This window comes from Micromonospora sp. 15K316 (assembly GCF_004348525.1).
GTDB lineage: Bacteria > Actinomycetota > Actinomycetes > Mycobacteriales > Micromonosporaceae > Micromonospora.
This window is the reverse complement of the sequence record NZ_SMKG01000014.1, coordinates 19088-32717: the sequence shown is the minus strand read 5'-3', so window position 1 is coordinate 32717 and position 13630 is coordinate 19088. Positions and strand designations below refer to the sequence as shown.

At 69.2% G+C, this 13630-nt stretch carries 12 protein-coding genes; 4 read left to right on the top strand and 8 right to left on the bottom strand.

The window, feature by feature from the left end; all coding sequences use genetic code 11:
- Positions 1 to 29: 29 nt before the first annotated feature.
- Positions 30 to 650, bottom strand: a complete 621-nt coding sequence (locus E1211_RS05790) for a YdeI family protein (RefSeq protein ID WP_132346152.1) — start codon at positions 648 to 650, stop codon at positions 30 to 32.
- 171 nt (positions 651 to 821) lie between these two features.
- Between E1211_RS05790 and E1211_RS05785 the strand changes: the two genes are divergently transcribed.
- Positions 822 to 1463, top strand: a complete 642-nt coding sequence (locus E1211_RS05785; RefSeq protein ID WP_132346150.1) for a DUF4291 domain-containing protein — start codon at positions 822 to 824, stop codon at positions 1461 to 1463.
- Between the two features lie 333 nt (positions 1464 to 1796).
- Here E1211_RS05785 and E1211_RS05780 read toward each other — a convergent pair whose 3' ends face one another.
- The 6 genes from E1211_RS05780 to E1211_RS05755 form a co-directional block, all read right to left on the bottom strand.
- Complete coding sequence (locus E1211_RS05780) at positions 1797 to 3089, bottom strand: MFS transporter (RefSeq protein ID WP_243709363.1); 1293 nt, start codon at positions 3087 to 3089, stop codon at positions 1797 to 1799.
- A 34-nt stretch (positions 3090 to 3123) separates the two neighbouring features.
- A complete protein-coding gene (locus E1211_RS05775; RefSeq protein ID WP_132346148.1) occupies positions 3124 to 4410 on the bottom strand; it encodes an MFS transporter in 1287 nt (428 codons plus the stop codon).
- A gap of 150 nt (positions 4411 to 4560) precedes the next feature.
- Positions 4561 to 5382, bottom strand: coding sequence for an isocitrate lyase/phosphoenolpyruvate mutase family protein (locus E1211_RS05770; protein WP_132346146.1), 822 nt, complete (start codon positions 5380 to 5382; stop codon positions 4561 to 4563).
- Positions 5383 to 5391: 9 nt separating this feature from the next.
- Positions 5392 to 5772 carry a nuclear transport factor 2 family protein gene (locus tag E1211_RS05765; RefSeq protein ID WP_132346144.1) on the bottom strand — a complete coding sequence of 127 codons (381 nt, stop codon included), beginning with the start codon at positions 5770 to 5772 and terminating at the stop codon, positions 5392 to 5394.
- Positions 5773 to 6312: 540 nt separating this feature from the next.
- Positions 6313 to 6768, bottom strand: a complete 456-nt coding sequence (locus E1211_RS33255; RefSeq protein WP_243709362.1) for a DUF6069 family protein — start codon at positions 6766 to 6768, stop codon at positions 6313 to 6315.
- Between the two features lie 298 nt (positions 6769 to 7066).
- Positions 7067 to 8068 carry an RNA polymerase subunit sigma-70 gene (locus E1211_RS05755; RefSeq protein ID WP_371686128.1) on the bottom strand — a complete coding sequence of 334 codons (1002 nt, stop codon included), beginning with the start codon at positions 8066 to 8068 and terminating at the stop codon, positions 7067 to 7069.
- A gap of 231 nt (positions 8069 to 8299) precedes the next feature.
- Between E1211_RS05755 and E1211_RS05750 the strand changes: the two genes are divergently transcribed.
- Both E1211_RS05750 and E1211_RS05745 read left to right on the top strand, forming a co-directional pair.
- The gene (locus E1211_RS05750) at positions 8300 to 9229 is read left to right on the top strand and encodes an SDR family oxidoreductase (RefSeq protein ID WP_243709361.1); all 930 of its coding nucleotides are present in this window, start codon (positions 8300 to 8302) and stop codon (positions 9227 to 9229) included.
- A gap of 459 nt (positions 9230 to 9688) precedes the next feature.
- Positions 9689 to 12328 carry a TIM-barrel domain-containing protein gene (locus E1211_RS05745; protein WP_243709360.1) on the top strand — a complete coding sequence of 880 codons (2640 nt, stop codon included), beginning with the start codon at positions 9689 to 9691 and terminating at the stop codon, positions 12326 to 12328.
- Between the two features lie 216 nt (positions 12329 to 12544).
- Here the strand turns inward: E1211_RS05745 and E1211_RS05740 are convergent, their stop codons facing one another.
- Positions 12545 to 12940, bottom strand: coding sequence for a hypothetical protein (locus tag E1211_RS05740; protein ID WP_207915257.1), 396 nt, complete (start codon positions 12938 to 12940; stop codon positions 12545 to 12547).
- A gap of 6 nt (positions 12941 to 12946) precedes the next feature.
- Here E1211_RS05740 and E1211_RS05735 point away from each other — a divergent pair, with 6 nt between their 5' ends.
- Positions 12947 to 13345, top strand: coding sequence for a LuxR C-terminal-related transcriptional regulator (locus E1211_RS05735; RefSeq protein ID WP_371686127.1), 399 nt, complete (start codon positions 12947 to 12949; stop codon positions 13343 to 13345).
- Positions 13346 to 13630: the final 285 nt, after the last annotated feature.

The following is a 13630-nucleotide window of genomic DNA, read 5'->3' as shown; positions in this document are numbered from 1 at the left end:
CATGTGCCGCGGCAGACGCCCGCACAGGATCATGAAGGTGGCGGTTGCGGCGAGTGCGACGGTTTGGCCTTCTGCGGGTAGATGGTCTCGTGGCGGGCCAGCATGGCGACGAACTCGCTGATCTTCCGCTCGCGGGTCTGCGCCCGCTTGACGGCGTTGACGCGGTAGATGAGAGCGAACCGGTTGGTCTTGGTGAGTACGTCGAACATGGCCTGGGCGGCGGGTTCGGCGGCGATGGCGGCGAGCAGGTCGGCCGGCACCTCGGCCTCCGACGGCGGGGCGTAGGCGGCCGCCCACCGTCCGTCGGCCTTCGCGGCTTCCACCGCGAGGCGGCCTGGCGGCAGCATCCGCCCCTGCGCCTCCAGCCGGGCCACGTGGGCGACGTTGCGTTGTGACCAGGAACTGCGGGGCCGGCGAGGGGTGAACCGGATCCAGGAGGTCTCCTGATCCCGCTTGCGGGCCTGCCCGTCGATCCAGCCGAAACAGAGCGCCTCCTCGACCGCCTGCTGCCAGGTCAGCGTCGTGACCGAGCCACCCTTCTTGGTCAGGGCGAGCCAGACTCCGGGCGATGTGGCGTGGTTGGCCGACAACCACGCGCGCAGCGCCTCGGCGTCCGCGACGATCAACTCATCCAGTTCGGCGCTCGTCATGACGGCAGGCTATCGCTGCGCCGTGCCGCAGCCTGCGCCGGTGGACCGGCGGCCCGCCGAGCCAGCCGCAGTCTCCACCGCTCGGTCTGCGGCGGAAGCGGATGCGGCCCGGCGCCGGGTCGGTGCGAAATTGTGTGGAACGCTCGGGTCCTGATCGGTGAGGATCGGGCCGTGTCCGTTCCCGCCCGTCAGATCCGTGCCCACTACCGGGCCGACACCATCACCGTCTACCAGGCGTACTCGCCGCAGATCGCGCTGCCGGCGGTGGCGGCCGGCCGTTTCGTGGCCCCCTTCAAGCGGGATCGGATGACGTGGATCAAGCCGTCCTTCCTGTGGATGATGTACCGCTGCGGCTGGGCGACCAAGCCGGGGCAGGAGCGGGTGCTCTCCATCGACATCAGCCGGGAGGGATTCGAGTGGGCGCTGACACGAGCCTGCCTGAGTCACTACGACCGGAACCTGCACGGCGACAGGACGACCTGGTCGCGGCAACTGAAGGCCAGCCCGGTACGGGTGCAGTGGGATCCGGAACGGTCATTGCAGTTGAAGGCGCTGCCGTACCGGTCGCTGCAGCTCGGGTTGTCCGGCGAGGCCGTCGACCGATACGTCGATGACTGGGTGGTTGCCGTCACCGACATCACCTCCACCGTGCAGCGCATCCATGACCTTCTGCGCGGCGGCGAGGCGGCGGCGGCAGCAGCCCACCTGCCCATCGAACATGTCTACCCACTCCCGGCTCAGGTCGCCGCCGGCCTCGGCGCCAGCCCGGCCGTCACCGCCGCGAAAGCGTCCGAACGGCAGGACGGACCGTGACGGCCGCTCGGCGGCATGAGTGACTGGACGTTCGACGGCACATCGGCGTACGTCGGAGTGAACTGCTCGTCATCTCCTGCATAGGTTCCGGGTGGGCTGCTGGCGGTGCTCGTCGGCGAGCGAGGCGGTCGCCCCCGACGCCGGTCCTCGCTCGACCGTGACCATGCTGCGGCAGGTCCTACCGCACCAGGCCCTCGCCGTGCTACGGCGTGGTACGTCCCACCGCGATACGCCGGAGTGTCGCCCCCGCAGGGCCAGCGATGCGGGCGAAGGTCGTCGCCGCGGCAGCCGCCCTGGTGCGTATCCAGGAAAGACGGTGAGGCTTCGTCATGATCAGTCATTGGGCCGGCTGGTCGTGTCGGTGTGCGGGTTGCGCGCGGCGATGGCGGTGAACGCGGTGGCGAGGACGGCGAGGGCACCGTACCCGAACGCGATGTGCGGCACCGAGAAGACGCTGGTGAGTTGAGCGGCGATGAGGCTGGGAATGGTCGCGCCGCTGTAGCTGAGGAGATATACGACGGCGAAGATCGGTGCCCGGTCGTGCAGCGTGCTGCCGTACAGAAGGCCGCGCGTGGCGGCGCTGATGGCGATGCCCTGAGCGGCGCCCGCAACGATGGTTGCGGCGATGAACAACGGCAGTGCGCCGGTGGTGATCGCGGTGATGATGCCGACCCACCCGGCCAGGAAGCCGATCATGCCGACGCGTTGAGCTGCCGGCGAGAACCGGCCGCCAAGGGGGGCACCCAGCGCGCTGGGGCCCATGTATGCGGCGAACACCAGTCCAATGACGAGCGAGCTGTTGGTGTGAAGTTGCTCTTCGACCAGTGCGGGCACGAAGGCCTGGTAGAACGCCCCGGTTGCCCAGGTGGCCAGGAACACCGCGGCCGCGACGGGGAGCAGACGCCGGACGCGGACCGGTACGCGAACGCTTGGGCGCAGTGAACGCCAACCGCCCGGCGAGGGAGTCACGGTCTCCGGGCTGATCGCCACGAGTGCGGCGGACAGCAGGAGCAGGCCGATGACAACCAGGTAGATGAGGTCACGCGGCCACGGACCGAATTGGACCAGGGCACCGGAGGTGATGGCGCCCACGGCGAGACCGAGCATGACTGTTTGACTGGAAGCGACGGAGGCCAGCCAGGTCGGCCTGGCGGGTGCGGCGTCGACGATGTAGGCGGTGAGGCTGCTGCTGGCCAGCCCGGCGCCGAGGCCCATCAGGAGCCGACCGGCGATCAGGATGCCGATGTGGTGCACGTTCAACAGCAGCAGACAACCCAGCACGAGCAGGCCGAGGCTGGCGATCGCTGCGGGCCGTCGGCCCACATGGTTGGAGAGTCGTCCCAGCACCAGCAGTGTGCTGAGAGTGGCGGCGGAGTAGGCGACGACCGTCAGGGAGATGCCGGCGTTGGTGAACCCGTCCTCGGCCCGGTAGATGTTGAAGAGAGGGATCGTCGAGCCCACGGCGGCGAACACGGCCACCAGTGAGACCACCGCGGATAGGAATGCAAGCCGGAGCGTTCTGTCCCGGCGGCCCAGGTCGGTCGCGGGGGTCACGTGTCGCATCGAACCGTCTCTCTTGTGCTGAACCATGCCGGCGCTGGGGAGGTCGCGGGTGGGCACGTCCACGTGCCCGGCCACCCCTCGCCTCGTTCCGGTCTTCTCACTGCCTCCGGGCGAGGTCGACGAACCGTGCCGCCACCGCGGCGAGTACGGCGGAGGTGAGGACGATGAAACCCGCCGCGAGGAACACCGTCTGCAAGGTCGTCGACGAGACAAGGATCGCGCCGAGGCCAGACCCTGCCGCCAGGGCGATCTGAAGGTTCGTCACATTCACCGCCGACGCGGCCTCCGGGGTTTCCGGGGCCGCGTCGAGTATCCAGACCAGCGTTCCCGGGTTCACGATTCCCCAGAACAGGCCCCACAGCACGAGCAACAGGCCGGCCAGCCAGGGTAGGGAGCCCGTGCAGGCCAGCCCGATGAGTAATGCGGCGACCACGGTCGCCGCTCCGGCGAAGCTGCCGATCACTCCGCGCGGGAACAGCGATCCGGCGACGATCGAGCCGACGATGCCACCGCAGCCGTAGACGACGTAGAGCAGGGAGATCGCGCCGCTGGACAGTTGTGTGTGGTCCATCAGGAACGGGGTGATGTACGTCCAGGCGGTGAACTGTCCGATGAACACCACCGCACCCGCGGCCATCCCGAACCGGGCGGCCGGTCGCGTCACGACTCCCACGAGATCACGCAGGTGCGTACGCCCGTCCGGGGGAATGCTCGGCAGCACGACCGTCTGCGCAACGACGACGAGCAGCGTCGCCGCCGCGGCGATGGTGAAAGCGAGACGCCAGCCGACGAGGTTGCCGAGGAACTGTCCCGCGGGCAGCCCCACCACCGTCCCACCCGAGATGCCCGCCGCGATGATGGTGATGGCGCGAGTGCCGCCGGCCCGGCCCACCAACTTGGGTCCGACCGGTGAGACCACGGTCCAGAAGGCTCCGAGGGTGGCGCCGAAGAGCATACGGGCGATCAGCACCAAGACGAAGTTCGGCGCCACCGCGACGACCGCGTTCGACACAAGCACCGTCAGGCCCAGGACAAGGATGACCGAGCGCCGGTTGAAACGGCCGGAACCGAGGAAGAACAGCGGCGCCGACACCGCGGCGCTGAAGCCCGGCACGAGCACCATCAGGCCTGCGAGGCCGAGCGAGACATCCAGTCCGTCGGCGATCTGCGGCAGCAACCCCACCGGAAGCGTCTCCGTCATGACGATGACGAACGCGCCGAGTGCGACCGCGCCGACGGACGCCCAGCCCCGCCTGCCACCGGGCTCCACGGCATCGCGGACAGCTACCGGCTCGATCGGGACGGCTGCGCTGCACGACGATGCGGTGACCACACGCACGTGCGATGCGTGCTGTGCTGGCGTCGCCTGATCGAGTTCAGTCATGTGTTCTCCTCAGTCATCGCACTCCTGGCAGGGCTCCGCTCGGTAAGCACCCGAGGACGTCCCGCGCGAGTCAGCGCGGGCAGTCAAGACGACTCACGTTCCGATCCAGCCGGGTGGGACCGGTGCGCGGCTGCCCGGCTGGTGGCGGTGTCAAGCCCTGATGAGGTCGATGATGTGGCCGAAGTGAAGCTCTGATGCGAGAGCGGTCAGGTCTCCCGCCGCCAGCTTCGCCGCAGCCGCCTGTGTGGCTCCGAGAGCGTGCGTGTACGGGTCGACCCCGAGGCTGATTCGGCGGACGCCGATCGTCTGGAGTTCCGCGAGGGTAGCCGTGTCCTGGGGGCTGACGAGGACGTTGACCGGCTTGGGCGCGACAGCCTCGATGACTGCGCTGATCGAGGCCGTGTCCGGCAGGTTCGGCGCGTACAGGACATCAGCTCCTGCCTCCGCGAAGGCCGTCAGCCGGCGGATGGTGTCATCGAGGTCGGAAATCCCCCAGAGGAAGTTGTCCGTACGGCCGGTCAAGACGATTCGTCCGCGCGCAGCCGCGGCGGCGGCCTCGATGCGGCGAACCGCGTCGTCGAAGTGACGAATCGGGTCGACGGGGTCACCGGTGGTGTCCTCGATTCCGATGCCGGCGAGACCGCGGGCGATGGCGGTGTCGACGGTGGCCGCGACATCGTCGGGAGTCTCGCCGTAGCCGTCCTCAAAGTCGCCGTTGATCGGCAGGCCGCTCACGGACGTGAGTAGGACGGCATGGTCGAGGTGCGTGTCGCGGCTGATGGCGTGGATACCGTCGAGCCGGCCCAGTGTCGCGGCGAAAGCCGCTGAAGAGGTCGCGATGGACTTGAATCCGGCCTCTTTGAAGATCAGGGCCGACGGGCCGTCCCAGGCGTTGGGCATGATGAACGTGTCGGGGCCACGGTGGAGTTCGACGAACTGTTCGTACCGTGCCCGGGCCGGAACGTCAGACATGGTGGCGGGTCAGGCGCCCGGGGCGATCGCGCAGGCGGAGACGCAGAACCAGGTGCCCTCGCGCTTCTGGTACACGTCCGTGTACAGCGCTTCCTGCTCCACTCCGTCGGCGATCATGGTGTACGTGACGCGACCGTGGATCAGCGCGACGTCGCCGAGGATGCGGATCTTGAAGTCGCGCAGAGTGATGTCCTTGATGGGTCGGGGCTTGGCGATGTACTCGAGGTACTCCTCGCGGTTGCGGGTGACACCCGGCGTCTGCACGATGAAGTCCTCGGCGAGGAACTCACTGAAGCGCTTGGCATCGCTGGTCTCGTCCGAGTGGATGTAGTCGAGGTTGAGCTGTTCGAGGATCGCCAGATCTTCGGCGTACTGCGTGGTGTCGTTCATTTCTTGCTCCTTGTGCGGTTCGGCGTTCGCAAAAGCTGAGTCGTCGTTCCGTGCCGTATGGGGCGCTGGCGTGCGCGGTTGTTCCGTCTGGGTGGTGCCGGATCCGTCACGCCGATCTCGCCGACTACGTCGCAATGTCGGTCGCGCCTCGACGCCTTACCGCAGTCGGTTCCGCGGCTGATGGCTCCTGCATGCTTCGTCCTCGCGGCAGGTGGTCGGCCCGATGAAAGTCTCGTCGTTCCGTCACCTGGATCAGTGGACGATATAGTCCAGACTAAGAGGTCGCGGCGCCGCTCGCAAGCGGGGCCACCTGGTCCTCAGGACGCTCGGTCAGAATGGCCTGGTTTGCTACTTAGCAGGTCAGGAATCCTGCTTGATGGCCTGGCTTGCTGGTGCGCGTGATCATCCGGCGCGCTCCAACAGCCTTTCCAAGGGCCTGTGTTGGACCCTGGCGTCCGGTTTTGCCTGGAGTGCAGCAGTGAGACCCCTGCTCTGGAGCGGTGGTTACCTGCTGCCGAATGGCGCAGAGCGGCGGGATCGTCAACCGCTCTGTGTGCGGAGACTCCGCGTCAGGGTGGGGATCATCACCGCCGCGGGGATGAGATGTAGCCCGAGCAGCGCGGTGGTGGTGGAGGTGTTCGCCCCGCAGAGGAGGGGCGGGACCAACGAGAGCGCGGTCAGCGACAGCGTCGTCCACAGGAACCGCTCAGCGGGCCGAGCGCTCCAGCGGCGAAGAGCGACGGCGATGACGATGCCCACGGCCGAGAAGAACACGGTGACCACGGCGAACCCGGCCAACGGGATCGCCTCGCCGCCGTCGGGGAGCTCGAAGTCGACGCCAACGGCCTGGGCGAGCGCGGCGGCGAGGGTGGTGGCCGTCATCGCCGCGAGCGTGGCGACGAGGCCGGTGCCGGCGAGCCTGCGGAGTGGGTGGGGATGGCTGGTCCGGCCCGCTGCCGGGGCTGCGACGAGCCCGTTGTCGTTCATGCTGCTCATACCGTTGCTCCATCCTCCGGAAACTGGCGTACGGGGCGTGTCGACCGGCAGGTGACGGTCCTGGATCTGGGGGTGACGATGCGTACCCGTGCCGTGCAGCGGCCCGGATTCCGCAGAGCGCGGACGCCGGTGCCGCGGAGCCAGAACCCGGCTCCGCGTCGGAGGACCGGCCCCGGCTCGCCGTCACGTAGCTCCAGCTGCACCCGCCCGCGGGTGACGACGGCGAACGCGGCGCGCCATGGCGCCTCGACCACCGCGACGCGCGCGCCACCGCGCAGCGTGAGCGTCCACACCGGGACTACTCCGTGCCCTCCGCCGGCAGCCGCTCGGGCAGCCCGAGCCGCGGGAACTGGTCGTCGTGGAATATGACGATCTCGGTGATCGCCCCGCCGGTGATCCGCAGGACGTCGATCGTCAGCGGCAGGTACGCGCCCTCCCGCTCGCGCCAGAGGTAGAAGGCGACGGCGGGCTGCCGGTTCACGCAGGTGGGGACGGCGCGCAGACCCGTCATGCCCTCGAAGCCGTCGTCGACCCAGTTGTTCACCACCGCGTCGCGACCGACGTGCAGACCCGGGGTGGGCGGCATCGAGCAGCGGACGTCGTCGCGCAACATCGAGGCGAGCGCCGGGATGTCCGTGGCCACGCTGGCGTCGGTGAAGCGGCGTACCAGCTCGCGGGTCCCGGCGTCCTCCTCGCCGCCGGTCCAGTCCTGCCGCTCGGCGGGCAGGTGCTCCCGCATGCCGGCGCGGGCCCGCTGCAACGCGCTGTTCACCGAGTTGACGGAGTCCCCGAGGAGCTCCGCGACCTCCTTCGCCGGCCAGCCGAGCACGTCCCGCAAGATCAGCACGGCCCGCGGACGCGGCGCGAGGTGCTGGACCGCGACCAGGTACGCCAGCTCGATCGTCTCCCGCGCGACGGCGACGGACTCCGGCTCGTCCGCGTCGCCCGCGGGCGGCTCGTCGAGCAGCCGATCCGGATAGGGCTGCAGCCACCGCACCTCGCCGCCGGTCGCGGGCTCCGGGCGGCGCTTGGCGAGCAGGTCCAGGCAGGCGTTGGTGGCGATCCGGTACAGCCAGGCCCGGAACGTCGACCTTCCCTCGAAGGTCTCCCGCCGCCGCCAGGCACGGAGGAACGTCTCCTGCACGGTGTCCTCGGCGTCCTCGAACGACCCGAGCATCCGGTAGCAGTGCACGTGCAGCTCCCGCCGGTGCCGCTCCGCCAGCCCCGAGAACACCGGCTCGTCGACCTCGCCCAGCCCGCTCACGCCCGGCCCCTCCAGCCGCGTGTCCGCCCTCATCACGTCATCCTTCCGTCTCGTCGTGTCCCGTCCTAGGTGTGACGGGCGCGGGTACGAGAACTCATCACCGGGGTCGGCTCACGGGTTCTCCCGGCTCGGCCGGCGGCTTCGCGCGGCTCGGCACGCAGCGCCGTACGACCTGGAGTGATTGCCACGGCCGTGGGTAGATGAGTGACCTCGCTCTGCTGCGTCGCCGGAGGTGTGATGGTCGGACGTCGAACCTTCCGTGACGCCGTGGTGCTGATCACGGGAGCGTCGAGCGGAATCGGGCGGGCCACCGCGCTGGCGTTCGCCGCGGAAGGGGCCAGGTTGGTACTCGCCTCACGCAGCCAACAAGCGCTTGCCGAGGTGGAACGCGACTGCCGGGCACGAGGCGGGCAGGTCCTGGTCGTGCCGACCGACATCGCGGATCCCGCGGCCGTCGAGCGGCTGGCTCGGCGGGCGGTGCAGCGGTTCGGGCGGATAGACGTCTGGATCGAAGGGGCTGCCGTCGGCATTGCCGGGCCGCTGGGCTCCGAATCGGTGGACGAGATTCGCCGGTTGGTGGACACCAACGTGTTCGGCACCGTGCTGTGCGCCCGCACCGCCATGGCTACATTCCAGGCGCAGGGAGACGGGATCCTCGTGCTCGTCGGGTCGTTGCTGTCGGTGTTCCCGAATCCGCTGGTCCCGCTCTACTCCATGAGCAAGTTCGCCATCAGAGGGCTGGCCCTGAACCTTCAGCAGGAGGTCGCCCGTCATCCTCGGATACGGGTCTGTCTGGTGTTACCCGGGCCGGTCGACACGCCGTTCTTCGCGCGGGCCGCCAACCACTCGGGCCGCGAACTACGCGCCATCCCGCCCGCGTACGCACCCGAGCGCCTCGCTGCCACGATCCTCGCGTGTGCGAGACGCCCGCGCAGGCAGGTGACAACCGGGTTGGCCTCGCACCTGGCGCTGTTCGCCCTTCGGCTGGCGCCGCGCGCCACGGAGTCGCTGGTCGCAAGGTGGAGCGCGACGTTCGTGACCAGGCCGGTCACAGCCGAACCCGGCGGCGGATCGCTGTTCGATCCACCACCGGTCGGCGCGGTGCACGGCGGGTATCGCCGCGGTCGGGTCCGCCGTCGGCTCGGCGAGTGGCTGGGCGTCCGGCAGGCACGCAGGAACCGGCCGACCACAGGTTGACCCCCCGGTGTGACGCCCCCGCGTCTCACGCCGTCGGACCTCGCCGCGCATGCCCGACCAGCGTCGGCACGTAGCGCTCCGGCCGCCCGCTCTGGGGTGCGCTCGTCATGCCTTCATCTGCGAGGCGATCCCAGGTGCCGGCCGCGTGGCTTGCGGGTCGGCGGGCCGGCGATGCGTCTGCCGGCGATGCGTCCCCGGCGGGAAGAGAGAAGGGACACCCTCCAAGATCCGTTGACATGCGTTTCCGGCAGGTGACAACGTTGTCAATAACTCATTTCCTCCATATGAGACGAGGGGAGCACCTTGCTCTATCGGAGTCCACGCCGCCGCCGCGCGACAGCGGCCGCCGCGGCAGGCATCCTCATCACGGGCCTGACACTCGCTCCGTCCGCGACCGCGCAGGCCAGCCATGACCAGACGAAAGACCGAGCAGTACGGTCGGGCGACGCACGTTTCGAAGTGCTGTCCCCGACCCTGATCCGCACGGAGTACCAGAAGGACGGCAAGTTCACCGACGCCGCCACGTTCAACGTCATCGGGCGCGACGACTTCCCCCGTACGCGCTTCACGAAGCACGTCGAGCACGGCTGGCTCACCATCGACACCGGCGCGATGACGCTGCGTTACCAGGTCGGCTCAGGTGCGTTCACCGCCGAGAACCTCACCGTGCAGCTCAAGACCGGCCAGCAGGTCGTGCAGGGCCGACCCTGGGCCGGCCGTGGCGCTCCCGACTGCGCGTTCGGCACGCTCTGCGAGGCCGAAGCGTTGCAGCTGAGCGGTCCCGGCGTCGCCACCGATCACCAGGGATACACCGGACGCGGCTTCGCGGCCGGCTTCACCTCCGCCGGCGACTCGGCCACGTTCGCCCTCGACGCCCCGGCGAACGGCACGAAGCAGCTCACCGTCCGCTACGCCAACAGCGCCGGCGGCGACGGTCAGACGGTGGTCCGCACCCTGACCGTTCAGGTCGACGGCGCCGCCGGCCGCACGCTGACCCTGCCGCCCACCGCGAACTGGGACACCTGGGGCCTGGCCAACGTGCCGGTCGACCTCACCGCCGGCCGGCACGAGATCAGCGTCGTGCGCGGGCCCGACGACTCCGGCAACGTGAACATCGACAGCCTCGCGGTGGTCGACCCGGGCGACCCGTTCCCGGCGCCCGCCACGCCCCAGCCACAGCCCCTGCGCTTCGGCACACTCGGCGAGGCGGAGACCGGCGCGCTGACCGGCGGCGCGAAGCCCGCGAACGACCACAACGGCGCCTCCGGTACGGGCTTCCTGGCCGGCCTGGAGAGCACCACGTCCGCCGACACACTCACCGTGACGGATGTACCGGCCACGGGTGACTACCGGGTGCAGATCCGCTACGCCAACGGCCAGGCCGGCTCCCAGCCGAGCCAGGCGCGGACCATGTCCGTGACGGCGGGGACGGCGGCGCCGGTCACGGCGACCCTTCCGCCGACCAGCGGTTGGGACTACTGGAACACCGTCTCCGTACCGGTCCACCTCAACCGTGGCACCAACACCGTGACGCTGGGCTGCCCCACCGAGGCCAGCTGCAACGTCAACGTGGACACGGTCGCCGTCACGAGCGCCAACAGCCCGCTGCTCGCCCCACACGCGCCGCTCGGCGGCTACCGCCGGGGCCTCGACGGCGTGTCCGGATCCGCGCCCACCTTCCCGGGGCTGCTCTACCAGGACGGCTGGTACCTGCTCGACGACTCGGCCTCGGCCCTGAGCAACACCAAGCCCCGGCCCGCCGCCGAGCAGGACGGGTACGTCTTCGCGTACGGGCAGGACTTCACTCGCGGTCTGCAGGACCTGTCGACCCTGACCGGGCCCACGAAGCTGCTGCCGAAGTGGACGTACGGGGTGTGGTGGTCCGAGTACTACGACCGCACCGCGACCGAGTTCCAGGACCTCGTGGCCCGGGCGAAGGCCGAGGGCGTGCCGATGGACGTACTCGTCCTCGACACCGACGTCAAGGCGCCGGACAAGTGGAACGGCTGGAGCCTCGACCCCACCCGGATTCCCGACCCGAAGGCGTTCTTCCAGTGGGCCAAGAAGCAGGGCCTGCACACCGGGATCAACATCCACCCGAGCATTCTCGGCTCGGACCCGAAGTTCGCGCAGGCGCAGGCCACCGCGAAGGGCAAGCTGCAGCGCGTCGGCTGCAACGGCGGCGCCGACTGCTACGCGTTCGACTTCGGTGACCCGGACCAGCTCAAGGCGTACCTGCAGCTCCACGACGGGATGGTGCCGAAGGGCAGCAAGGGCCCGGACCTCTGGTGGATGGACTGGTGCTGCGACAACTCGAAGTCCTCCCTCCCCGGCGTGACCCCGGACGCGTGGATCAACCAGCAGTACGCCGACAAGACCGGTTTCGCCTTCTCCCGGGCGTACGGATCGTTGCAGGCCGGCGGCTACGGCAGCCCGACCCCGGTGCCGACCGGACCGTGGGCCGACAAGCGCACCACGCTGCACTTCACCGGCGACACCACCTCCAACTGGCAGACCCTGCAGATGGAGGTCGGCTACACGCCGGGCGAGTCGGCCGCGACCGGGCTCGCCGCGGTCAGCCACGACATCGGCGGGCACACCGGCGGCCTGCAGCAGCCGGGTAGCGAACCGGGCAGCACGAAGCTCCCCGACGACCTCTACGCCCGGTGGGTCCAGTTCGGTACGTTCCAGCCGATCGACCGGCTGCACTCCAACCACAGCGACCGGCTGCCCTGGCAGTACGGCCCGGAGGCGGAGGCGTCGGCCAAGAAGTTCCTGAACCTGCGAGAGAAGCTGCTGCCGTACACCTACGCCGCCGCCAAGGAAGCCACCCGCACGGGCACGCCCATCGTCCGCCCGATGTACCTGGCGTACCCGAACGAGCAGGCCGCGTACGCCACCGCCGGTTCCGAGTACCTCTACGGCCCGGACTACCTGGTGGCGCCGGTGACGACGCCTGGCAACACCGCCACGACGCCGGTGTGGTTCCCGCCGGGCAACAGTTGGACCGACATCTTCACCGGGAAGACGTATCGGGGCGGCACCACGCAGAACATCACCACCACGCTGGACACCATGCCGGTGTTCAAGAAGCACTGAGACGGTACGTCCCAGACCGGCACCCACCACTGCCAGCCTTCCGAGGCCGGCTTCCAGGTACGGGTCCGGACGCCGGCCGGGTGGCGAAATCCACCCGGCCGGCGGGCTCGGACTCCGGTCAGCGGCGCGCCCAGCGGGCGACCGAGGGCTCGGAGTCGAGCCCCTCGGTCGCCCGGGCGGTCGAGGGCAGCTGCACACCCTCGACGCGCGTGGTCATCAGCGCAGCGATCGGAATCCGGTACGAACCTCTTGCACGAGGAGCTCCGGCTGCTCCCAGGCGGCGAAGTGCCCGCCCTTGTCGAGCCGGTTGTAGTGGATGAGGTTGGGGTACGCCTTCTGTGCCCAGCTCTGCGGAGCCTGATAGAGCTCGTCCGGAAAAACGCTCACGGCGACAGGGATCTTGACGCCCTTGACGCCGAAGAACGAGAACCTGTTCTCCGCGTAGAGTCGCGCCGCCGAAACCCCCGAGTTCGTCAGCCAGAAGTGGGTGATGTTGTCGAGGACGTCGTCGCGCGTCAGGCCCTCGGGCACCCCGGCGAAGGCCCGGGAAATCAGCGCCAGGCTGGCGGCGTCGTGGTCGAGCATCCACGCCGCCAGGACGACGCCGGCCATGTTGGTGTGGATGCCGAGCAAGCCGTCGGGTGCCTCATCAGCTCCACCCAGGCACGGCCGATGTATGGCGAGTGGCTGCGTCGCCACAACCGCCGCCAGGAAGGCCGTGCCCAGCTGCGCTCCGCCTACGATGCCTTCAGCCGGATCGGAGCCGACGGATTTGCCGAGCGCGCCCGCAGGGAGCTGCTGGCAACCGGGGAGACCGTACGCAGGCGGGCGGTCGCCCCGGTCACCGAACTCACCAGCCAGGAGGCGCAAATCGCCGGGCTGGCCAGAGACGGACACACGAACGCGGAGATCGCCGCCCAGATGTTCATCAGTCCACGTACCGTCGAATGGCACCTCGGTAACGTGTTCAGCAAACTCGGGGTCAGGTCGCGTCGGCAACTCCGCGCGCTGCTCTGACCTCCGTATCAAGCCCGGCGCAGTTGGCTCGTCGTGACGTCACACCGAAGGTGTCTCTGGTTCGCCACCCACCTGATCGACCATCCTCGAAACTGAGTATCGCGCGATGCACAACGCGATAATTTCATGATATGGGCATCACTGGGGGGATTGCATGCTTCTTTCTGACTGTCGTCATCGTGGCGCTCATGGTGTTCTTGCTGGTGCGGTTCGGCTTCACCCGAAAACAACCAGAGCCACCGGACGATCAGACGTCGGAGTAGTGCTCGTGCGGCCGTCGCCGAC

Excerpts from the sequence above, each read along its gene's own strand:
- E1211_RS33255 (WP_243709362.1), bottom strand. The coding sequence starts at position 6,768 with ATGAGCAGCATGAACGACAACGGGCTCGTCGCAGCCCCGGCAGCGGGC.
- E1211_RS05740 (WP_207915257.1), bottom strand. The coding sequence starts at position 12,940 with ATGGCCGGCGTCGTCCTGGCGGCGTGGATGCTCGACCACGACGCCGCC.
- E1211_RS05775 (WP_132346148.1), bottom strand. The coding sequence starts at position 4,410 with ATGACTGAACTCGATCAGGCGACGCCAGCACAGCACGCATCGCACGTG.
- E1211_RS05770 (WP_132346146.1), bottom strand. The coding sequence starts at position 5,382 with ATGTCTGACGTTCCGGCCCGGGCACGGTACGAACAGTTCGTCGAACTC.
- E1211_RS05765 (WP_132346144.1), bottom strand. The coding sequence starts at position 5,772 with ATGAACGACACCACGCAGTACGCCGAAGATCTGGCGATCCTCGAACAG.
- E1211_RS05790 (WP_132346152.1), bottom strand. The coding sequence starts at position 650 with ATGACGAGCGCCGAACTGGATGAGTTGATCGTCGCGGACGCCGAGGCG.